The 22,876-nt window shown below is 55.7% G+C and carries 17 protein-coding genes; 10 read left to right on the top strand and 7 right to left on the bottom strand.

The window, feature by feature from the left end; translation table 11 throughout:
* Positions 1 to 47: 47 nt before the first annotated feature.
* The 3 genes from aceE (at position 48) to lpdA (ending at position 6,245) form a co-directional block, all read left to right on the top strand.
* Positions 48 to 2,711 (top strand): pyruvate dehydrogenase (acetyl-transferring), homodimeric type, encoded by a 2,664-nt coding sequence (gene aceE, locus U9O48_RS03940; RefSeq protein WP_095280796.1) that lies wholly within the window; start codon positions 48 to 50, stop codon positions 2,709 to 2,711.
* A 14-nt stretch (positions 2,712 to 2,725) separates the two neighbouring features.
* Positions 2,726 to 4,621 (top strand): pyruvate dehydrogenase complex dihydrolipoyllysine-residue acetyltransferase, encoded by a 1,896-nt coding sequence (aceF, locus tag U9O48_RS03945; protein ID WP_324723561.1) that lies wholly within the window; start codon positions 2,726 to 2,728, stop codon positions 4,619 to 4,621.
* A 199-nt stretch (positions 4,622 to 4,820) separates the two neighbouring features.
* Complete coding sequence (gene lpdA / locus U9O48_RS03950; RefSeq protein ID WP_100777599.1) at positions 4,821 to 6,245, top strand: dihydrolipoyl dehydrogenase; 1,425 nt, start codon at positions 4,821 to 4,823, stop codon at positions 6,243 to 6,245.
* 47 nt (positions 6,246 to 6,292) lie between these two features.
* Here the strand turns inward: lpdA and U9O48_RS03955 are convergent, their stop codons facing one another.
* Both U9O48_RS03955 and U9O48_RS03960 read right to left on the bottom strand, forming a co-directional pair.
* Positions 6,293 to 7,087, bottom strand: coding sequence for a DUF2950 family protein (locus U9O48_RS03955; protein ID WP_324723562.1), 795 nt, complete (start codon positions 7,085 to 7,087; stop codon positions 6,293 to 6,295).
* Positions 7,088 to 7,097: 10 nt separating this feature from the next.
* A complete protein-coding gene (locus U9O48_RS03960; RefSeq protein WP_324723563.1) occupies positions 7,098 to 8,642 on the bottom strand; it encodes a DUF3300 domain-containing protein in 1,545 nt (514 codons plus the stop codon).
* Between the two features lie 892 nt (positions 8,643 to 9,534).
* Between U9O48_RS03960 and acnB the strand changes: the two genes are divergently transcribed.
* On the top strand, positions 9,535 to 12,132 hold the full coding sequence (gene acnB / locus U9O48_RS03965; protein WP_282491674.1) for a bifunctional aconitate hydratase 2/2-methylisocitrate dehydratase: 2,598 nt from the start codon (positions 9,535 to 9,537) through the stop codon (positions 12,130 to 12,132).
* A gap of 179 nt (positions 12,133 to 12,311) precedes the next feature.
* Positions 12,312 to 12,674: a protein YacL gene (gene yacL / locus U9O48_RS03970; protein ID WP_100777595.1), complete on the top strand. Its 363-nt coding sequence runs from the start codon at positions 12,312 to 12,314 to the stop codon at positions 12,672 to 12,674.
* Between the two features lie 31 nt (positions 12,675 to 12,705).
* Here yacL and speD read toward each other — a convergent pair whose 3' ends face one another.
* From speD to U9O48_RS03985, 3 genes are all read right to left on the bottom strand, one after another.
* On the bottom strand, positions 12,706 to 13,500 hold the full coding sequence (gene speD / locus U9O48_RS03975) for an adenosylmethionine decarboxylase (RefSeq protein WP_285153778.1): 795 nt from the start codon (positions 13,498 to 13,500) through the stop codon (positions 12,706 to 12,708).
* Between the two features lies 1 nt (position 13,501).
* Positions 13,502 to 14,371, bottom strand: a complete 870-nt coding sequence (gene speE, locus U9O48_RS03980) for a polyamine aminopropyltransferase (RefSeq protein ID WP_285145984.1) — start codon at positions 14,369 to 14,371, stop codon at positions 13,502 to 13,504.
* 116 nt (positions 14,372 to 14,487) lie between these two features.
* A complete protein-coding gene (locus U9O48_RS03985) occupies positions 14,488 to 14,835 on the bottom strand; it encodes a YacC family pilotin-like protein (protein ID WP_282491733.1) in 348 nt (115 codons plus the stop codon).
* Between the two features lie 145 nt (positions 14,836 to 14,980).
* Here U9O48_RS03985 and cueO point away from each other — a divergent pair, with 145 nt between their 5' ends.
* Positions 14,981 to 16,552 carry a multicopper oxidase CueO gene (gene cueO, locus U9O48_RS03990; RefSeq protein ID WP_285157945.1) on the top strand — a complete coding sequence of 524 codons (1,572 nt, stop codon included), beginning with the start codon at positions 14,981 to 14,983 and terminating at the stop codon, positions 16,550 to 16,552.
* A gap of 75 nt (positions 16,553 to 16,627) precedes the next feature.
* Here cueO and U9O48_RS03995 read toward each other — a convergent pair whose 3' ends face one another.
* A complete protein-coding gene (locus U9O48_RS03995; RefSeq protein WP_285150671.1) occupies positions 16,628 to 19,018 on the bottom strand; it encodes a glucose/quinate/shikimate family membrane-bound PQQ-dependent dehydrogenase in 2,391 nt (796 codons plus the stop codon).
* A gap of 204 nt (positions 19,019 to 19,222) precedes the next feature.
* Between U9O48_RS03995 and hpt the strand changes: the two genes are divergently transcribed.
* Positions 19,223 to 19,759, top strand: coding sequence for a hypoxanthine phosphoribosyltransferase (hpt, locus tag U9O48_RS04000; protein WP_095280807.1), 537 nt, complete (start codon positions 19,223 to 19,225; stop codon positions 19,757 to 19,759).
* A gap of 104 nt (positions 19,760 to 19,863) precedes the next feature.
* On the opposite strand, the gene can is transcribed toward hpt, so the two are convergent.
* Entirely contained in the window at positions 19,864 to 20,526 is a 663-nt protein-coding gene (gene can / locus U9O48_RS04005) for a carbonate dehydratase (RefSeq protein WP_282491679.1), read from the bottom strand.
* Between the two features lie 107 nt (positions 20,527 to 20,633).
* Here can and U9O48_RS04010 point away from each other — a divergent pair, with 107 nt between their 5' ends.
* The 3 genes from U9O48_RS04010 (at position 20,634) to U9O48_RS04020 (ending at position 22,875) form a co-directional block, all read left to right on the top strand.
* A complete protein-coding gene (locus tag U9O48_RS04010; protein WP_282491680.1) occupies positions 20,634 to 21,560 on the top strand; it encodes an ABC transporter ATP-binding protein in 927 nt (308 codons plus the stop codon).
* A complete protein-coding gene (locus U9O48_RS04015) occupies positions 21,557 to 22,327 on the top strand; it encodes an ABC transporter permease (RefSeq protein WP_282491681.1) in 771 nt (256 codons plus the stop codon). The genes U9O48_RS04010 and U9O48_RS04015 overlap by 4 nt, the downstream gene beginning before the upstream one ends.
* A 107-nt stretch (positions 22,328 to 22,434) precedes the next feature.
* Positions 22,435 to 22,875 (top strand): PTS sugar transporter subunit IIA, encoded by a 441-nt coding sequence (locus tag U9O48_RS04020; RefSeq protein ID WP_285145981.1) that lies wholly within the window; start codon positions 22,435 to 22,437, stop codon positions 22,873 to 22,875.
* Position 22,876: the final 1 nt, after the last annotated feature.

A 22,876-nucleotide genomic window follows, 5' to 3' on the forward strand; every position in this document is an offset into this window, starting at 1 on the left:
ACAGGTTCCAGACAAATCAACGTATTAGATAGATAAGGAATACCCCCATGTCAGAACGTCTCCAAAATGACGTGGATCCGATCGAAACTCGCGACTGGCTACAGGCGATCGAATCGGTCATCCGTGAAGAAGGTGTTGAGCGCGCTCAGTATCTGATTGATCAGCTGCTTTCAGAAGCCCGTAAAGGTGGCGTGAAAGTAGCCTCAGGTGCAGGGGCTAGCAACTACGTAAACACGATTGCCGTCGAAGACGAACCGGAATACCCGGGCAATCTGGATCTGGAACGTCGTATCCGTTCTGCAATTCGCTGGAACGCGATCATGACCGTTCTGCGCGCATCCAAGAAAGACCTGGAGCTGGGCGGCCACATGGCTTCCTTCCAGTCTTCTGCGACCGTATACGAAGTGTGCTTCAACCACTTCTTCCGCGCACGCACCGAGAAAGACGGCGGCGACCTGGTGTACTTCCAGGGCCACATCTCTCCGGGCGTTTACGCACGTGCGTTCCTGGAAGGTCGTCTGACTGAAGAGCAGATGAACAACTTCCGTCAGGAAGTTCACGGTAAAGGTCTCTCCTCTTACCCGCACCCTAAACTGATGCCTGAATTCTGGCAGTTCCCGACCGTATCTATGGGTCTGGGTCCAATCGGTGCTATTTACCAGGCTAAATTCCTGAAATATCTGGAACACCGTGGCCTGAAAGATACCTCCCAGCAGACCGTTTACGCTTTCCTCGGCGACGGCGAGATGGATGAGCCAGAATCTAAAGGTGCGATCACCATCGCCACCCGTGAGAAACTGGACAACCTGTGCTTCATCATCAACTGTAACCTGCAGCGTCTGGATGGTCCGGTAACCGGCAACGGCAAGATCATCAACGAACTGGAAGGCATCTTCAGCGGTGCTGGCTGGAACGTGGTTAAAGTGATGTGGGGCGGTCGTTGGGATGAGCTGCTGCGTAAAGACACCAGCGGTAAACTGATCCAGCTGATGAACGAAACCGTTGACGGCGACTATCAGACCTTCAAATCCAAAAACGGTGCTTACGTTCGTGAACACTTCTTCGGTAAATACCCTGAAACCGCAGCGCTGGTTGCAGACTGGTCTGACGATCAGATCTGGGCTCTGAACCGTGGCGGCCACGATCCGAAGAAAGTCTACGCAGCACTGAAAAACGCACAAGACACCAAAGGCAAAGCAACAGTTATCCTGGCACATACCATCAAAGGTTATGGCATGGGTGACACCGCCGAAGGTAAAAACATTGCTCACCAGGTGAAGAAAATGAACATGGACGGCGTGCGTTATATCCGCGACCGTTTCAACGTTCCTGTCACCGACGAGCAGGTTGAAAACCTCTCTTACATCACCTTCCCGGAAGGCTCTGAAGAACACACCTACCTGCACGCACAGCGTCAGAAACTGAACGGCTACCTGCCGTCCCGTCAGGTGAACTTCACTGAGAAACTGGAACTGCCGGTTCTGGAAGACTTCTCCCAGCTGCTGGAAGAGCAGAACAAAGAGATCTCTACCACTATCGCTTTCGTTCGTGCCCTGAACGTGATGCTGAAAAACAAGTCGATCAAAGATCGTCTGGTTCCAATCATCGCCGATGAAGCGCGTACCTTCGGTATGGAAGGTCTGTTCCGTCAGATCGGTATTTACAGCCCGAACGGCCAGCAGTACACCCCGCAGGACCGTGAGCAGGTTGCTTACTACAAAGAAGACGAGAAAGGCCAGATTCTGCAGGAAGGGATCAACGAGCTGGGCGCAGGCGCATCCTGGCTGGCTGCTGCGACCTCTTACAGCACCAACAACCTGCCGATGATTCCGTTCTACATCTACTACTCCATGTTCGGTTTCCAGCGTATCGGTGACCTGTGCTGGCAGGCTGGCGACCAACAGGCTCGCGGCTTCCTGGTCGGTGGTACTTCCGGTCGTACAACCCTGAACGGTGAAGGTCTGCAGCACGAAGATGGTCACAGCCACATTCAGTCTCTGACTATCCCGAACTGTATCTCTTATGACCCGTCTTACGCGTACGAAGTGGCAGTCATCATGCATGACGGTCTGGTACGTATGTACGGTGAAGCGCAAGAGAACGTTTACTACTACATCACCACTCTGAACGAAAACTACCACATGCCGGCTATGCCAGCAGGTGCCGAGGAAGGTATCCGTAAAGGTATCTACAAACTCGAAACCATCGCGGGTAGCAAAGGTAAAGTTCAGCTGCTGGGCTCCGGTTCTATCCTGCGTCACGTCCGTGAAGCAGCGCAGATCCTGGCGAACGACTACGGCGTTGGCTCCGACGTGTACAGCGTGACCTCCTTCACCGAACTGGCGCGTGATGGCCAGGATTGTGAGCGCTGGAACATGCTGCACCCGATGGAAACTCCACGCGTACCGTACATCGCTCAGGTGATGAACGACGCACCGGCAGTGGCATCGACTGACTATATGAAACTGTTCGCCGAGCAGGTTCGTACTTACGTACCGGCTGATGATTACCGCGTACTGGGTACCGACGGCTTCGGTCGCTCTGACAGCCGCGAAAACCTGCGTCACCACTTCGAAGTTGACTCTTCTTATGTGGTCGTAGCAGCGCTGGGCGAACTGGCTAAACGTGGCGAAATCGATAAGAAAGTGGTTGCGGAAGCAATTACCAAATTCAACATCGATGCAGATAAAGTTAACCCGCGTCTGGCGTAAGAGGTAAAAGAATAATGGCTATCGAAATCAATGTACCGGACATCGGGGCTGATGAAGTTGAAATCACCGAGATCCTGGTCAAAGTAGGCGACAAAGTTGAAGCTGAACAGTCGCTGATCACCGTAGAAGGCGACAAAGCCTCTATGGAAGTCCCGTCTCCTCAGGCTGGCATCGTTAAAGAGATCAAAGTCTCTGTTGGCGACAAAACCGAGACTGGCAAACTGATCATGATTTTCGATTCCGCCGACGGTGCAGCAGCTGCTGCATCTGCGCAGGAAGAGAAGAAAGAAGCAGCGGCTCCGGCGGCTGCACCAGCAGCTGCGGCTGCAAAAGACGTCAACGTGCCAGACATCGGCGGTGACGAAGTCGAAGTGACTGAGATCATGGTGAAAGTGGGCGACACCGTTGCCGCTGAACAATCCCTGATCACCGTAGAAGGCGACAAAGCCTCTATGGAAGTCCCGGCTCCGTTCGCGGGCGTCGTTAAAGAGATCAAAATCAACACCGGCGACAAAGTGTCTACCGGCTCCCTGATTATGGTCTTCGAAGTGGCGGGTGCTGCACCTGCTGCGGCTCCAGCACAGGCAGCTGCTCCGGCGGCCGCGGCTGCACCAGCAGCGTCTGGCGCGAAAGACGTTAACGTTCCGGATATCGGCGGTGACGAAGTTGAAGTGACTGAAGTGATGGTGAAAGTGGGCGACAAAGTTGCCGCTGAGCAGTCACTGATCACCGTAGAAGGCGACAAAGCCTCTATGGAAGTCCCGGCTCCGTTCGCAGGTACCGTGAAAGAAATTAAAATCAGCACCGGCGACAAAGTGTCCACCGGCTCTCTGATCATGGTCTTCGAAGTGGAAGGCGCTGCGCCTGCCGCGGCTCCGGCTGCTGCTCCAGCACCTGCTGCTGCCGCTCCGGCTCCAGCTCCTGCTGCGAAAGCAGCGGCACCGGCAGCGAAAGCCGAAGGCAAATCTGAGTTTGCTGAGAACGACGCGTACGTTCACGCCACTCCACTGATTCGTCGCCTGGCGCGCGAATTCGGTGTGAATCTGGCGAAAGTGAAAGGGACGGGCCGTAAGGGTCGTATCCTGCGCGAAGACGTTCAGACTTACGTGAAAGAAGCGGTGAAACGCGCTGAAGCGGCACCAACTGCTGCTACCGGCGGCGGTATCCCGGGCATGCTGCCATGGCCGAAAGTGGACTTCAGCAAGTTTGGTGAAATCGAAGAAGTGGAACTGGGCCGTATCCAGAAAATCTCTGGTGCTAACCTGAGCCGTAACTGGGTGATGATCCCGCACGTTACGCACTTCGACAAAACCGATATCACCGATCTGGAAGCGTTCCGTAAACAGCAGAACGCCGAAGCTGAGAAACGTAAACTGGACGTGAAATTCACCCCAGTGGTCTTCATCATGAAAGCGGTTGCGGCAGCCCTTGAGCAGATGCCACGTTTCAACAGCTCTCTGTCTGAAGATGCACAGCGTCTGACGCTGAAGAAATACATCAACATCGGTGTTGCGGTTGATACGCCAAATGGTCTGGTTGTTCCGGTCTTCAAAGACGTGAACAAGAAGAGCATCACTGAGCTGTCCCGTGAACTGACTGTCATCTCCAAGAAAGCGCGTGATGGTAAGCTGACAGCCGGCGAAATGCAGGGCGGTTGCTTCACTATCTCCAGCATCGGCGGCCTGGGTACCACCCACTTCGCGCCGATTGTTAACGCGCCGGAAGTGGCGATCCTCGGTGTGTCCAAGTCCGCGATGGAACCGGTGTGGAATGGTAAAGAGTTTGTGCCGCGTCTGATGATGCCAATCTCTCTCTCCTTCGACCACCGTGTGATCGACGGTGCTGATGGTGCTCGCTTCATTACCATCATCAACAACACCCTGAGCGATATTCGCCGCCTGGTGATGTAATCGCAAAAGCCGGCCAGTCGGCCGGCTTTTTGTCTTGTAATCTCATGATAATTGTGAGGTTATGGGTAAAGACAAGAATTCATGAGCCGTTTGTTGTTTCAAAATTGTTAACAATTTTGTAAAATACGGGCGGATAGAACGTCCCGGTGGATGAAGGGCGACAAGTACCTGGACCGCCGGAAATCAATAAGAGGTCATGATGAGTACTGAAATCAAAACTCAGGTCGTGGTACTTGGGGCAGGCCCGGCAGGTTACTCTGCTGCCTTCCGTTGCGCTGATTTAGGTCTGGAAACCGTTATCGTAGAACGTTACAACACCCTCGGTGGTGTTTGTCTGAACGTCGGCTGTATCCCTTCTAAAGCACTGCTGCACGTAGCAAAAGTTATCGAAGAAGCCAAAGCACTGGCTGACCACGGTATCGTCTTCGGCGAGCCGAAAACCGATATCGACAAGATTCGTACCTGGAAAGAAAAAGTGATCACTCAGCTGACCGGCGGTCTGGCTGGCATGGCTAAAGGCCGTAAAGTGAAAGTGGTCAACGGTCTGGGTAAATTCACCGGGGCTAACACCCTGGAAGTGGAAGGCGAAAACGGTAAAACCGTGATCAACTTCGACAACGCGATCATCGCGGCGGGCTCCCGTCCGATCGAACTGCCGTTTATTCCGCATGAAGATCCACGCGTGTGGGATTCCACCGACGCTCTGGAACTGAAAACCGTTCCAAAACGCCTGCTGGTTATGGGTGGCGGTATCATCGGTCTGGAAATGGGTACCGTTTACCATGCGCTGGGTTCAGAGATTGACGTGGTTGAAATGTTCGACCAGGTTATCCCGGCTGCCGATAAAGACATCGTGAAAGTCTTCACCAAACGCATCAGCAAGAAATTCAACCTGATGCTGGAAACCAAAGTGACTGCCGTTGAAGCGAAAGAAGACGGTATTTACGTTTCCATGGAAGGCAAAAAAGCCCCTGCTGAAGCGCAGCGTTACGACGCGGTGCTGGTCGCTATCGGTCGTGTACCGAACGGCAAAAACCTGGATGCAGGCGCGGCGGGCGTTGAAGTGGACGACCGTGGCTTTATCCGTGTCGACAAACAGCTGCGCACCAACGTGCCGCACATCTTTGCCATCGGCGATATCGTCGGTCAGCCAATGCTGGCACACAAAGGTGTTCACGAAGGCCACGTTGCCGCTGAAGTTATCGCGGGCATGAAGCACTACTTCGACCCGAAAGTGATCCCATCGATCGCTTACACCGAGCCAGAAGTTGCCTGGGTAGGTCTGACCGAGAAAGAAGCGAAAGAGAAAGGCATCAGCTACGAAACCGCCACCTTCCCGTGGGCTGCTTCCGGCCGTGCGATCGCTTCCGACTGCGCCGATGGCGTGACCAAACTGATCTTCGACAAAGAAACTCACCGTGTGATCGGTGGTGCGATTGTCGGCACCAACGGCGGCGAGCTGCTGGGTGAGATCGGTCTGGCTATCGAAATGGGCTGTGACGCTGAAGACATCGCGCTGACCATCCACGCACACCCGACTCTGCACGAGTCCGTGGGCCTGGCGGCAGAAGTGTTTGAAGGTAGCATCACCGACCTGCCGAACGCGAAAGCCAAGAAGAAGTAATCTTCTGAATATGAAAAAGCCGCTCAACTGAGCGGCTTTTTTTTTTATTATGGAGTGACGGGCTGCCACGCTTTATCCGGATGATAAGCCTTTATCTTATGCGCCTTCTTCTGCGACTCGCTGCCGAGATCCGTCTGATACACCTTGTCTTCACCGTTCACCATAAAACTCATGACGCCGGTCTGGCCATAGCTGACGGGCCAGGCGATCATCGCAAAACCGTTGTCGCTATCCGGCAGGATCCGGAACTGGTAGCCGTGATACCCGGTCCCTGGCACCGGTGGGCTAAATGCCGGACCAAGCGGGCTTGGCGCTTCACCGGGAGCGGCTGGCCAGTACAGGCCGTCTTTTTTCCCTTCTGAGCTAATCACCTTTTTCGCGTATTGATGATTGAGCAAGAAATAGCTTTGCTGCGCATCGACATAGGCGTGAAGGGCTTCAATGGCGGCGAGTTCGTTGCGGCCAATCTCGCGCGTCAGGATCTCTTCGGCGGCTTTTTTCATATCAAACTGCCAGCCAGCTTCGCGCTTCACGACGGGGATCGGGAGTTGCCAGTCGCTATCGCCCACGTTCAGATGCGCGACATCGCCATTGATGACCGTGTGGTGGCTGACCTGCCAGTCCCGCAGAAAACGATCAACGGCGTCAGGGTCGACGCCCTCCGGCGGTAAAAAATCACGCCAGTCATCGCCGAGCAGGTTTTTCATCTCGCCTTCGTTTTGTATGCTGATGGCCTTCGCCAGGGCGCTGGTTGCTTCGTCCGGGGTAGCGAACTCCTGCTGCGCGAGGGCAAAAGTGGAGACCATAAGCAGCATCATTCCACTGAGTAATTTCTTTTTCATTTTGATGCCCTTAGCGGTGGCGGAATTCACGGTGTTCAGTGCGGCCCGCTGGCATTTGCCGCGGCTGCTGACGGTTCTGGTGTTGCGCGGTGAACTGACGACTCTGCGCGCCGCGTTGCTGCTGCGCCTGCCAGTTGGCTGACCGGCTATCGTTGCCGCTTAAGGCATTGGCCCGTGGTTGCGTATTTCGCTGGCGAGCGGGTTGCGCAGCCGGTCGCTCCTGCCGCTGGGACAGATTCTGACGGTTATCGCGCTGGGCTTTGTTATTCGCGCGCTGCGCGGTCTGTGGCTTGTTGGTGTCATACCCGCGATAGTTATTGCGCTGGGAAATCTGCTTCAGCTGATTGTTGGCCGCCTGACGCTGAGCGTCTTTCGTTGCCGGACGCTGGGTTTGCGACAGGTTTTTCCCGGTGGATTGCTGAACCTGAGCCAGTGCTGCCTGGCGCTGACTGTCGCGGTTAACCGGTTTTTGCTGCGTGGCACTCAGGCCCGTCGCGCTGTTCGTCGAGTGGAAACGGTTATTGAGCTGATTATTCGGATACGGAACCCCTTCACGATAGGCTGGATTATGCTGCCAGGTGCGGTTGTTATCCGTCAGGCGCTGGCCGCTGATTTTATTGAAGTTATCCACGTTGATGTTGATGTTGTTATCGCCGTTACGGTTATAGCCGCCGTTGTGGTGGTCATAATCATCGTGGTCATGGTGGTGATCGTCATCGTCCCAGTCGATATTACTGAAGATCGCGTAGGTGGTGGCGACCCCGAGACTGAAGCCCAGCCCCTTCACCAGGCTGTCGGTAAACTGCTCGCCCGGGGAAGGGGGAAGGTAGACCGGCGGATAGCTGGTGCTAGGCCAGGTGCCGTAAACCGTGTTGGGGTTATAGGTCGGGACGTAAACCACCTGCGGATCGGCGGATTCGATTTTGATAACCGTCGGGCTGGTTGTCGTGGTCGTTGCGGTTGAGCCGGATGTCGTGCTGGCAGCCGGTTCCGCTTTCTTCACACTGGTGACCGTCTGCTGCGGCGTGGACTGCAGCGCACCTGTTTGCTGAGCCAGTTGACGCAGACGCTGAACGGAATCCATCACATCCTTAGGCTGCGCCAGAAACGCATCGCCGAGACTCTGTATCCACGGCGGGTTTTCACCCATCAGTGACATTAGCTGAGGAAAGGCGACCAGGGATTTGACGCTCGGGTCCCAAGGCTGATTGCTCACCGCCTGAATGGCCGCGTCGCCCTGCATTTTAGGATTGTCTTTCGACCACTGCGCGGCCTGGATCACGTTTGCCGGATAGGTGGAGGCCATCAGGATTTGCGAGAGCAGCGCGTCGGGATAGAGCGCGATAGGGGCTGTCCACTGATCGATCTGCGCGGCGGTATAGGTTGGGGTAACAACCGGTGCAGGCGGTGGGGGGACGGGCTGAGGCACCGCCGCGACCGGTGGTGTTGAGACCGTCTCTGGAGCCCGGCTCTTCACAAACATCACGCCGGATGCGGCTAACAGCCCGGCACTGCACAGCAGGACCAGAAGGTGTGGCTTAAAGGGCAACTTCATAGTGTGACTCCAGCGTAAGCAGTGTCGATGGGCGTTCTTGTTGCCGCGAGTATATTCACCCGTGCTGTGCCGTTTTGATTAATGTTGGGAAACGGCGGAAGTGTCCTGATAAAGAGTGTGAGCATTTATTACACAAATTATATCCGATGGGGAAAAAGGCGTGGGAAATTCAAAAGGCCGCTCTTGCGAGCGGCCAGCAGCTAGTTGCCGAGATTGACGACCAACAGCACCGTGATGTCGGAAATATTCCAGCCACCATGCAGCGCCGTCAGCAGTAAACCGGTCACAACGATCAGCGCATAGATATATCGCATCTCCATTGCGTGCGTTCCTTTGCAGGGCTACGCGGGTTCCTTCTTCACCGGAAAAGGCAGAACCAGGCAAGTTGGAATTGCCGCGTAGGTTATGGAACTGCTTCCGGGCCCGGTGACTGGTTGCTACACCAGCGAAGCAGGCCGGAATGGAGATTAGCGTATGAAGTATCGAGGAAGAAGCGCGGAGATAATGTTTCTTTGATTTTCATTTGAAAGCTGAAGGCGCTACGCAAAAAGAAAAACAGGACTTGCACAGCACCAAATGAAAGAGCAAAATTCAAAACGTTGGGATTGCCGCAAAACCTGCCAGCCCGGTGTGCTACCACCGCAAGGCACCAACTAAACCGCTGAAAGGCGGTTTTTTTGTGCCCGAAAAATCCCTCTCTTTGCGCGCTATACCATCCTTAACGATTCAGCAAACTATTTAATGTTGCTTTTTTGTAAACGGATTAACACTGTGCAGAAATCCTGCTATGCTGCCCGACGCGGTATCGGGCATTTACCCTACAAACTGCTGTCTCACAGGAGCGTGAAGAGAACGCCGACCGCATATGACAATGAGAGCGAGGAGAACCGTCGTGCTAGAAGAATACCGTAAGCACGTAGCAGAACGTGCCGCCGAGGGAATTGTACCGAAACCCTTAGATGCAACCCAGATGGCCGGCCTCGTCGAGCTGCTGAAGAACCCGCCTGCGGGCGAAGAAGAATTCCTGTTAGATCTGTTGATCAACCGCGTTCCGCCTGGCGTCGATGAAGCCGCGTATGTAAAAGCCGGATTCCTTGCTGCCGTTGCCAAAGGCGAAGCCACCTCCCCACTGGTCACTCCTGAAAAAGCCATTGAACTGCTCGGCACCATGCAGGGCGGCTACAACATTCATCCGTTAATTGATGCACTGGATAGCGACGCGCTGGCACCGATTGCCGCCAAAGCGCTGTCTCAGACGCTGCTGATGTTTGATAACTTCTACGATGTGGAAGAGAAAGCCAAAGCCGGCAACCGTCACGCAAAACAGGTGATGCAATCCTGGGCTGATGCCGAATGGTTCCTGAACCGTCCACAGCTTGCCGAAAAAATTACCGTCACCGTCTTCAAAGTGACCGGTGAAACCAACACCGATGACCTGTCGCCGGCTCCGGATGCCTGGTCTCGCCCGGATATCCCACTGCACGCTCTGGCGATGCTGAAAAACGCCCGCGAAGGCATCCATCCGGATCAGCCGGGCAGCGTTGGCCCGATCAAACAGATCGAAGAGTTAAATAAGAAAGGCTTCCCGCTGGCCTACGTCGGTGACGTAGTCGGGACCGGCTCTTCGCGTAAATCCGCGACCAACTCGGTGCTGTGGTTCATGGGCGATGATATCCCTCATGTGCCGAACAAGCGCGGCGGCGGCCTGTGTCTTGGCGGTAAAATCGCACCGATCTTCTTCAACACTATGGAAGATGCGGGCGCACTGCCGATCGAAGTGGACGTCAACAACCTGAACATGGGTGACGTGATTGACGTTTATCCGTTCAAAGGCGAAGTCCGCAACCACGAAACCAATGAACTGCTGGCAAGCTTCGAGCTGAAAACCGACGTGCTGATCGACGAAGTGCGCGCCGGTGGCCGTATCCCGCTGATCATCGGTCGCGGCCTGACCACCAAAGCGCGTGAAGCGCTCGGTCTGCCGCACAGCGATGTGTTCCGTCAGGCGAAAGACGTGGCCGAGAGCAATCGCGGCTTCTCCCTGGCACAGAAAATGGTCGGTCGTGCATGCGGCGTGACCGGCGTTCGTCCGGGCGCGTACTGCGAGCCAAAAATGACCTCCGTCGGTTCTCAGGACACCACCGGTCCAATGACCCGTGATGAGCTGAAAGACCTGGCGTGTCTGGGCTTCTCGTCTGACCTGGTGATGCAGTCCTTCTGCCACACGGCGGCCTATCCGAAGCCGGTTGACGTGACCACACACCACACTCTGCCAGACTTCATCATGAACCGTGGCGGCGTCTCCCTGCGTCCGGGCGATGGTGTGATCCACTCCTGGCTGAACCGTATGCTGCTGCCGGATACCGTCGGTACCGGTGGTGACTCCCATACCCGTTTCCCGATCGGCATCTCCTTCCCGGCCGGTTCTGGTCTGGTGGCGTTTGCTGCCGCGACGGGCGTGATGCCGCTGGACATGCCGGAATCCGTTCTGGTGCGTTTCAAAGGCAAAATGCAGCCGGGCATCACCCTGCGCGATCTGGTTCATGCGATCCCGCTGTACGCGATCAAACAGGGTCTGCTGACCGTTGAGAAGAAAGGCAAGAAGAACATCTTCTCTGGCCGCATTCTGGAGATCGAAGGTCTGCCGGATCTGAAAGTCGAGCAGGCGTTTGAGCTGACCGATGCGTCCGCCGAGCGTTCTGCGGCGGGCTGCACCATCAAGCTGAACCAGGAGCCGATCGTTGAGTATCTCACCTCTAACATCGTGCTGCTGAAGTGGATGATTGCCGAAGGTTACGGCGATCGTCGTACGCTGGAGCGTCGCGTGCAGGGCATGGAAAAATGGCTGGCCGATCCGCAACTGCTCGAAGCTGACGCTGACGCAGAATACGCGGCGGTGATCGACATCGATCTGGCGGATATCAAAGAGCCAATCCTGTGTGCACCAAACGATCCTGACGATGCGCGTCTGCTGTCTGACGTGCAGGGCGATAAGATCGACGAAGTGTTCATCGGCTCTTGCATGACCAACATCGGTCACTTCCGTGCGGCCGGTAAGCTGCTGGATACCCATAAAGGCCAGCTGCCAACCCGTCTGTGGGTCGCTCCGCCAACGCGTATGGATGCGGCACAGCTGACGGAAGAAGGCTACTACAGCGTGTTTGGTAAGAGCGGTGCGCGTATCGAAATCCCTGGCTGTTCCCTGTGTATGGGTAACCAGGCGCGCGTGGCTGACGGTGCGACCGTGGTCTCCACCTCGACCCGTAACTTCCCGAACCGTTTAGGAACCGGCGCGAACGTCTACCTGGCTTCTGCGGAGCTGGCGGCGGTTGCGGCGCTGATCGGCAAACTGCCAACGCCGGAAGAGTACCAGACCTATGTGGCGCAGGTTGATAAGACGGCGGTGGATACCTATCGTTATCTGAACTTCGATAAGCTCTCTCAGTACACCGAGAAAGCGGACGGCGTGATCTTCCAGACGGCAGTATAAGAGTCTTCTCCCTCTCCCGTGGGAGAGGGCCGGGGTGAGGGCATCAGCCCGCACAATCCCCACAAAACCTCGCGTTATTCAACGCGAGGTTTTTTATTTTCCACTCCTGACACCCGTCCCGCTTTTTATCTCCTCTCTATCTGCGATAATTACGCCATAGCTCTGCAGAGGAAAACACCATGGATTACGAATTTCTGCGCGATATCACCGGAGTGGTGAAAGTGCGCATGTCGATGGGCCACGAAGTGGTCGGGCACTGGTTTAACGAAGAAGTGAAAGAAAATCTCGCCCTGCTCGATGAAGTCGAAGACGCTGCACAAACCGTCAAAGGCAGCGAGCGCTCCTGGCAGCGCGTCGGACACGAGTACACCCTCTGGATGGACGGCGAAGAGGTGATGGTTCGCGCCAATCAGCTCGAGTTTTCCGGCGATGAGATGGAAGAGGGGATGAGCTACTACGATGAAGAGAGCCTGTCGCTGTGCGGCGTAGAGGACTTTTTGCAGGTGGTGGCAGCGTACCGCGATTTTATGAAACAGAAGTAAACCAGCGGAGCATCCTTGCTCCCCGCGCGTTTTACACGGCCGGAATATTGCGGCCGTAGTAGATTTCGCGCATCTCTTTCCAGAGCAGGTCGGTGATCGTCTTCCGCTCTTCTTCGCTTAAATCTTCAGGCTTCGTGTGGAACATGTAGTGCTGGAGGTCGAACTCCTTCAGTAACATCTTGGTATGGAAGATGTTTTCCTGGTACACGTTCACGTCCATCATGTCGTACAGCGCCTTCATATCCTCGGACATAAAGTTCTGAATCGAATTGATCTCATGGTCGATAAAATGTTTCATGCCGTTGATATCACGGGTGAAACCCCGCACGCGATAATCGACGGTGACAATATCGGATTCCAGCTGGTGGATGAGATAGTTCAGCGCGTTGAGCGGAGAAATCACCCCGCAGGTGGAGACTTCAATGTCGGCGCGGAAAGTACACAACCCGCCTTCCGGGTGACTCTCGGGGTAGGTATGCACGCAGATGTGGCTCTTATCGAGATGGGCGACCACCGCGTCGGGCAGCGGGCCGGGGTGTTCAGTCGGGTCGATAAGCTTGGGATCAATCGGCTCTTCGCTCACGAGGATCGTGACGCTCGCGCCCTGCGGTTCATAGTCCTGACGCGCAATGTTCAGGATATTGGCCCCGATGATGGAGCAGGTTTCTGACAGGATCTCGGTCAGTCGGTTGGCGTTGTAGAGTTCATCGATATAGGCGATATAACCATCGCGCTCCTCCGCTGTTTTCACGTAGCAGATATCGTAAATACAAAAACTCAGGCTTTTGGTCAGGTTGTTAAAGCCATGCAGTTTCAGCTTTTTCAATTTAGTTCACCCCCTTAGAGGACAGCGCGTCTTGCAGATATTGTGGCAAGGCAAAAGCGGCCGTGTGCACTGCCGGATTGTAGTAGCGGCAGATGAGGTTTGCCTGATGGAAGCGCGCCTGGATAATCTCGGTGGAGAGATGGCGCAGCGCCTCGTTGTCCGTCGCCCAGGCGAAGGTCATGATACCGCCGTAATAGGTCGGGATCGCCGCCTGGTAGAAGCTCACGTCACCGAAATAGGTGCTGAGCTTGCGGTGGCTGTCGAGGGCTTCGTCCTGCTGCAGGAAGCAGACGCCGTTCTGCGCCACGAAGATCCCGCCAGGGTTCAGGCAGCGCTTGCAGCCTTCGTAGAAGGACGAGGTGAAGAGCGTCGCGCCCGGCCCGATGGGATCGGTGCAGTCGGAGATGATCACGTCGAAAGTCTGGCTGGTCTGATTCACGAAGTTGACGCCGTCGTCGATCACCAGCGTAAAGCGTGGATCGTCGTAGCTGCCCGCATTGTGGTTCGGTAGATACTGGCGGCAGAAGGAGACAACACCGGCGTCGATCTCGACCATGGTGATGGTTTCGACGGTTTTATGGCGGGAGACTTCGCGCAGCATCGCGCCGTCGCCGCCGCCGATAATCAGCACGTGTTTCGCGTGCCCGTGCGCCAGCAGCGGCACGTGGGTCATCATTTCGTGATAGATAAACTCATCGCGCTCGGTGGTTTGCACCACGCCGTCCAGCGCCATGACGCGCCCGAACGCGGCGTTTTCGAAAATGATCAGATCCTGATGATCGGTTTTCTCATGATAAAGCACGTTATCAACGGCAAAGTACTGACCAAACTGGTCATGCAGCGTTTCGTGCCATAGGGTTTTCTCGGTCACAGGCTGATACCTCCTTTGTTAACATCCATTACACCCACGCAAAATGGGCGCAACATCATAGCCAACAATGACCGCGCATGCACGGTCATCATTGCAACAAAGGGGCGTCGGGAAGGTTACTTCACGTAGGCGAGCAGGCTCAGCGAATCGCGGGCCAGCGCTTTGCATTTTTTCGCGACAGGAATGCCAATGCCGCTTAAATCGCGGTAGCTGTCTTCACCGAGCGCCTTCATGTCAAAGCTATCGTAGTTGCTGAGATCCCATTGGTTCTGCTGGGCAAAAAAGACCAGTGCGCGACGAATCTGCCCGTTGGGTAAATTCTGGTATCCACAATCGTTTTTCAGGAAAACAAAAACTGCCGTTAAATCGGCCATATCTTCCGCTTCGTTTTCACTCAGCGCATAACTGTTCGCACTCATCGCCACCAGGCTTGTGAACAAAATTGTCCTGAAAAACGTCTTCATTGCTTCTACCACTGCGTCACGGAAATTAAACGTTAGCATACTTGATACCAGCGCGACGACCTTTATTATTGCGGCTTTACTTGACCTTCCGCTTAGGGGAGGGTTTAAGCTCAAAATATCGCCTGCACGGAAAAAAGGAATGAACATGCAACGTCGTGATTTTTTGAAATATTCAGCCGTCATCGGGGCTGCCAGCGCGTTACCTTTGTGGAGCCGCGCGGTATTTGCGGCCGACAGACCGGCGCTCCCGATCCCTAATTTACTGACGGCGGACGCCCGCAGCCGCATTCAGCTTGTCGTACAGTCCGGAAAATCGGCCTTTGGCGCGCATCAGGCGACGACATGGGGATATAACGGCAATTTGCTCGGTCCTGCGCTGCAGCTCTCTCGCGGCAAACAGGTGACGGTGAATATTCACAATACCCTCGCCCAGGAGACGACGCTGCACTGGCACGGCCTGGAAGTTCCCGGTGAAGTGGACGGCGGCCCGCAGGGCGTCATCAAAGCGGGCGGCGAGCGCACGGTGACCTTTACACCGGATCAGCACGCGGCAACCTGTTGGTTCCACCCGCATCAGCACGGTAAAACCGGGCATCAGGTGGCGATGGGGCTGGCGGGTCTGGTGCTGATTGAAGACGACGAGAGCCGAATGCTGCGCTTGCCGAAACAGTGGGGCATTGACGATGTGCCGGTGATCGTGCAGGACAAGAAATTTACCGCTGACGGGCAGATTGACTATCAGCTGGATGTGATGAGCGCGGCGGTCGGCTGGTTTGGCGACACGCTCCTGACCAACGGGGCGATCTACCCGCAGCATTCGGCGCCGAGAGGCTGGCTGCGTCTGCGCCTGCTCAACGGCTGTAACGCGCGATCTCTCAATTTTGCCGCCAGCGACCAGCGCCCGCTGTACGTGGTGGCCAGCGACGGCGGGCTATTGGCTGAGCCGGTAAAAGTCAGTGAGCTGCCGATGCTGATGGGCGAGCGTTTTGAAGTGCTGGTGGATATCAGCGACGGTAAGCCGTTTGACATCGTCACGCTCCCGGTGAGCCAGATGGGGATGGCGGTTGCGCCGTTCGATAAGCCGCACCCGGTGCTGCGCATCCAGCCGCTGGTGGTCACCGCCTCGGGCACGCTGCCGGACACCCTCGTTGCCGTGCCTGCGCTGCCGTCCCTCGACGGGCTCACCCAGCGTAAACTCCAGCTGTCGATGGACCCCATGCTCGACATGATGGGCATGCAGGCGCTGATGAATAAATATGGCGCTCAGGCGATGGCCGGGATGCACCACGGGCAGTCGATGGGTCATATGAACATGGATCACGGTAAGATGGGCAACATGGGCCATATGAATCACGGTGGCGGAAAAGGTTTTGATTTCCACAACGCCAACCGCATCAACGGGCAGGCCTTCGATATGAACACCCCGATGTTTGCGGCGCAAAAAGGGCAGTACGAGCGCTGGGTGATTTCCGGTGAGGGTGACATGATGCTGCACCCGTTCCACATTCACGGTACACAGTTCCGCATTTTGTCCGAGAACGGCCAGGCGCCTGCGGCGCATCGTACGGGCTGGAAAGATACGGTGCGGGTGGAAGGGGGCGTCAGCGAAGTGCTGGTGAAATTCGAGCATGACGCGCCGAAGGAGTTTGCCTATATGGCGCACTGTCATCTGCTGGAACATGAAGATACGGGGATGATGCTCGGGTTTACGGTGTAAAAAAAGCCGGGTGGCGGCTGCGCCTTACCCGGCCTACGGTTCTACAAACGGCAACCTCGGGTTGCCGTTTTGCTATTACTTCACATCATCCGGCAACGCATACGCGACAATATAATCGCCCATTTTCGTGCCAAACGATCCGTGACCGCCCGCCGAGATGACAACATACTGCTTGCCATTCACTTCGTAGGTCATCGGTGTGGCCTGTCCGCCTGCAGGCAGACGGCCTTGCCACAGTTTTTCACCGTTGGTCATGTTGTACGCGCGCAGGTAGTTATCTGCGGTTGCGGCGATGAACAGGACGTTACCGGCGGTAGAGATTGGGCCACCGAGCATCGGCATCCCCATATTGAACGGCACCGGAACCGGCATTGGGAACGGCATGCTGTCCTGCGGCGTACCAATACGTTTTTTCCACACGACCTGATTGGTTTTCAGATCCAGCGCGGAAATATAACCCCAGGCAGGCTGTTTACACGGCAGACCAAACGGCGACAGGAACGGGTTCAGCGTCACGCCAAACGGCACGCCATACTGCGGCTGAATACCGGCTTCGGTACCGCTGCCTTTCGCGTCTTTCGGCTGCTCCATCGGGTTGCCCGGACCGCGTGGGATCAGCTTCGAGACAAACGGCAGCGCCATCGGGTTAGCAATCGCCACCTGACGGTTTGGATCGACAGAAATACCGCCCCATTCGAACATCCCCAGGTTACCCGGGAAGACCAGCGTGCCCTGCTCAGACGGCGGGGTGAAGATGCCTTCATAGCGCAGCTGATGGAACATCACGCGGCACACCAGCTGGTCGAACATGGTGGCGCCCCACATGTCCGCGCCGGTCAGATCTTTCTTCGGACGGAAGCTCAGGTCAGAGAATGGCTGCGTTTTAGAAACGTAGTCGCCTTTCGCCGCACCCTGCGGGACCGGTTTTTCCGGAGCCGGAACCACCAGTTTGCCGTTAGTACGATCCAGCACGAAGATGTTGCCGGTTTTTGCCGGAGCGTAAATCACCGGAACCGTTTTACCGTCGACGGTAATGTCGGCCAGCGTCGGCTGGGACGGCATATCCATATCCCACAGATCGTGGTGAACGGTTTGATAGCTCCAGGCCAGTTTCCCGGTCGTGGCGTTCAGCGCCACAATCGCGCTGGCGTAACGCTCCTGCTCTGGCGTGCGGTTCCCGCCCCAGATATCTGGCGTGGTCACGCCCATCGGCAGATAGACCAGATCCAGCTTGGCGTCATATGCGGCCGGTGCCCAGGAGTTCGGGGAGTTAAAGGTAAAGGTATGTTCATCCGACGGGATTGCGTTTGGATCTTTCGCACCCGGATCGAAGGCCCACAGCAGTTTCCCGGTGTTCACGTCGAAACCGCGAATCACGCCAGAGGTTTCACGGGTAGAGAAGTTATCCGTGACCGACCCGGCAATGACGATGGTTTTATCGGTGATGATCGGCGGAGACGTCGGCTCATACAGGCCCGGCGTGGTATCCGGCATGTTGGTCTGCAGGTTGAGGATACCTTTGTTGGCAAAGGTTTCGCACAGCTTGCCGGTTTCGGCGTTGATGGCAAACAGACGGCCATCGTTCACCGGCAGAATGATACGGCGAGGGCAGTCTGCCACCACTTCCGGGGAGGCCGTTTCCGCGCGCGCTTCGTGGTAAGAGACACCGCGACAGGTCACATGCTGGAACGAGGTATTGGTGTTCAGCTGCGGATCAAAGTGCCACTTCTCCTTGCCTGTCGCTGCATCCAGCGCGAACAGACGCTGGTGAGCGGTACACAGGTAGAGCATGTCGCCCACTTTGATCGGCGTGACTTCGTTGGTCAGTTCACCCGGATCGTTCGGCTGCTTCAGATCGCCGGTGCGGAAGGTCCAGGCCTCTTTCAGGTTTTTCACGTTGTCGGCGTTGATCTGCTTCAGCGGCGAGTAGCGTTGACCTTCCTGATTGCGGCCATACGCCGGCCAGTCACCGTCCGCCACCTGAGAGATTGCGGCGGCAGGGGTGGAATCGGCGCTCAGGGTGCCTTTCACTTCCTGCGGATCGTTAAATCCGGCCCAGGTCAGAATGCCAGCAGTAATCAGCAGGACAACGACCAGCCCACCGACGGCACCGTTAGAAGGCACCACCAGGCGACGCCAGACGAACGGCAGAATCAGCCAGACACCAAAGAAGACGAGGATGTCGCTACGGGGCGTGAGCGCCCAGAAGTCGAAGCCGACCTCCCAGACACCCCAGACCATCGTCGCGAGCAGTAATGCTGCGTAAAGCCACAGCGCGGAACGTTTACGACGTAACAGCAGGATAGTCACGCCAACCATGACCAGGCCCGCAATTGGGTAGTACCAGGAGCCGCCTAACGCGACCAGCCATACGCCACCGGCTAACAGATACAGCGCGCAGAAAGCGGCAAATGCGGCTGTTAACGTTACCAGTAGACGCGGCTGTGGAGATTTTGTTTCAGCCATAGAAAAGTACTCTGTAGTTTGTTAATTATTTGATAGCAATTAATTATAGGTATTAACAAGTGTGATCGGAATCACAAAATGAGCTTTTTGTAACTCATGCGCCAGGCCAATCCATTTGCTGGTATACTGCTGAACTTGTGAATCATTGCCGGACGTATCAGCATCCGCAGTGATAGATTGGTTTTAAATCATACGGTTAGTAATATGAAACATACTGTTGAAGTGATGATCCCGGAAGCGGAGATCAAAGCGCGTATCGCCGAACTGGGTCGTCAAATCACCGAACGTTATCAGGACAGCGGCAGCGATATGGTGCTGGTGGGTCTGCTGCGCGGCTCATTCATGTTCATGGCAGACCTGTGCCGTGAAGTTCAGGTGTCCCATGAAGTGGATTTCATGACCGCCTCCAGCTACGGCAGCGGGATGTCGACCACCCGTGATGTGAAAATCCTGAAAGACCTGGACGAAGACATTCGCGGCAAGGACGTGTTAATCGTAGAAGACATTATCGATTCCGGTAACACCCTTTCTAAAGTGCGCGAGATCCTGAGCCTGCGCGGACCAAAATCCCTGGCGATTTGTACCCTGCTGGATAAACCGACGCGTCGCGAAGTGGACGTCCCGGTTGAATTTGTCGGTTTCTCAATCCCGGATGAGTTCGTGGTGGGTTACGGCATCGATTACGCACAGCGCTATCGCCATCTGCCGTATGTTGGAAAAGTGGTTCTGCTGGACGAGTAGTCTTATGTTTTGCCCGGTGGCGCTGCGCTTACCGGGCCTACAAAAGCGTGAACGGTGAATCGTAGGCCGGGTAAGGCGAAGCCGCCACCCGGCTTTTTTACAGGTTATTTGTGGTTAACGTGCTTGAGCTTGAGGTTGGCAATCCCGGAACGATAGCGCTGCTCCAGGGTTTCGCGGTTGGTGGCCGTCACTTCCAGGTTACGTAGCAACCCGTCGTGAATTCCATACGCCCAGCCGTGAACCGAGACTTTCTGCCCGCGCTTCCATGCCGACTGCATGATGGTCGAATGGCCCAGGTTATAGACCTGCTCCATGACGTTCAGCTCGCAAAGGGTATCGAGGCGGCGCTCCTGCGGCATTTCGCCCAGCAGTGAGCTATGTTTGAACCAGATATCGCGAATGTGCAGCAGCCAGTTATCGATCAACCCCAGTTCCGGGTTCTCGACCGCCGCCTGCACGCCACCGCAGCCGTAGTGGCCGCAAATAATAATGTGTTCCACTTCCAGCACGTCCACCGCGTACTGCACGACGGAAAGGCAATTGAGATCGGTGTGAATGACCAGGTTTGCGACATTACGGTGAACAAACAGCTCACCCGAATCAAGACCTGTCAGGCGTTCCGCCGGGACGCGGCTGTCAGAGCAGCCAATCCACAAAAAGCGTGGGTTCTGCGCCTTCGCCAGCTTCTCAAAAAATCCCGGGTCCTCTTCTATCAGCATTTTTGACCATAGTGCATTGTTGCTGATGAGTGTATCTATGTCATTCATAGAGGTTAACGACCTGTAACCGAGTAATAGCGTTGCGCTAATATAGGGTAACTCGACTTTTATTGAAACCACACAACGTGTGTCAGAACTATAGGTAAGTTTAATTCATGACAATCGCACTTGAGCTCAAGCAGCTTAAAAAAGTCTATTCCGGCGGCGTTCAGGCGCTGCGCGGAATCGATCTGCAGGTCGAAGCGGGGGATTTCTACGCGCTGCTGGGGCCGAATGGCGCAGGGAAATCCACCACCATCGGCATCATCAGTTCTCTGGTGAACAAAACGTCCGGCAGCGTCGCGGTGTTTGGTTATGACCTCGAAAAAGACGTGGTGAACGCCAAGCGTCAGCTGGGGCTGGTGCCGCAGGAATTTAACTTCAACCCGTTTGAAACCGTGCAGCAGATTGTGGTTAACCAGGCGGGTTACTACGGCGTGGAGCGTCAGGACGCCATTGCGCGCAGCGAAAAGTACCTCAAACAGCTCGATCTGTGGGAAAAACGCGGCGAACGCGCGCGGATGCTCTCCGGCGGGATGAAGCGTCGTCTGATGATCGCCCGTGCTTTGATGCACGAGCCAAAGCTGCTGATCCTCGATGAGCCGACGGCGGGCGTCGATATCGAACTGCGCCGCTCGATGTGGGGTTTCCTGAAGGATCTCAACGACAAAGGCACGACCATTATTCTGACCACCCACTATCTGGAAGAGGCGGAAATGCTGTGCCGCAATATCGGCATCATTCAGCGCGGCGAGCTGGTGGAAAACACCTCGATGAAAAACCTCCTCTCCAAGCTGAAATCCGAAACCTTTATCCTCGACCTGGCGGCGAAAAGCCCGCTGCCGAAGCTGGAGGGCTATCAGTATCGTCTGGTGGATACCTCAACGCTGGAAGTCGAAGTGCTGCGCGAGCAGGGCATTAACAGCGTCTTTGCGCAGCTGAGCGCGCAGGGCATTCAGGTATTGAGTATGCGTAACAAAGCCAACCGACTGGAAGAACTGTTTGTCTCGCTGGTCCATGATAAACAAGGAGAGCAGGCATGATGCATCTTTACTGGGTGGCGCTAAAAAGTATCTGGGCCAAAGAGATCAACCGTTTTATGCGCATCTGGGTGCAAACCCTGGTGCCGCCGGTGATCACCATGACGCTCTATTTCATCATCTTCGGGAACCTGATTGGCTCCCGCATTGGTGAAATGCATGGCTTTACCTACATGCAGTTTATCGTGCCGGGCCTGATCATGATGGCGGTGATCACCAACGCCTACGCCAACGTGGCATCGTCGTTCTTCAGCGCTAAATTCCAGCGCAACATCGAAGAGTTGCTGGTGGCCCCGGTGCCGACGCATGTGATCATCGCCGGTTATGTCGGCGGCGGTGTGGCGCGCGGGCTGGCGGTTGGGATTCTGGTGACGGCGATTTCCCTGTTCTTTGTTCCGTTCCAGGTGCACTCGTGGACGTTCGTAGCGGTGACGCTGCTGATGACGGCGATCCTGTTCTCGCTGGCCGGTCTACTGAATGCGGTCTTCGCGACCACCTTCGATGACATCAGCCTGATCCCGACCTTCGTCCTGACGCCGCTGACCTATCTCGGCGGGGTGTTCTACTCTCTGACGCTGCTGCCGCCATTCTGGCAGGCGCTGTCGCACCTGAACCCGATTGTCTACATGATCAGCGGCTTCCGCTTCGGCTTCCTCGGCATTACCGACGTGCCGCTGTTCACCACCGTGATCGTGCTCGGCGTGTTCATCATTGCCTTCTACATCCTCTGCTGGTATCTGATCCAGCGCGGACGCGGACTGCGCACCTAAGCGTTATCCCCGGCAGTACTCTGTCTGCCGGGGCCTTTTCTTTGATAGTTATCACCCTAAATCAACCTTCACTCCGCTAAACTACTTTCCCCTAAAGGAGAGACGCTATGCTGGGTTGGGTGATTACCTGTCATGATGACGATGCCCAGGCAATGATTGATCGCCTGGAAAAGAAGTTTGGTCCGCTGCCGCAGTGTCGGGCGGTGAATTACTGGCGTGGCCTCAGTACCAATATGCTCAGTCGTATGATGTGTGATGCATTGCATCAGACGGATACCGGCGAAGGGGTGATATTTCTCACCGACAAATCGGGCGCTGCGCCGTACCGTGCCGCCGCGTTGTTGAGCCACAAGCATGAAAACTGTGAAGTGATTTCCGGAATAACCTACGCCTTGCTGGAGATGATGTCTCCCCTGCGCGAGACGCTGAGCAGCGCGGAGTTCCGCGACATGCTGGTCGGGCAGGAGATCCCTGGCGTCAGCAGTCTGTGGCATCAGCAGCAGAAAAACCCGCCTTTCGTCCTGCTCCACGATCTGTATAAGAATTAAA

It is taken from the genome of Lelliottia sp. JS-SCA-14 (assembly GCF_035593345.1).
GTDB classification, from domain to species: Bacteria; Pseudomonadota; Gammaproteobacteria; order Enterobacterales; family Enterobacteriaceae; genus Enterobacter; species Enterobacter wanjuensis.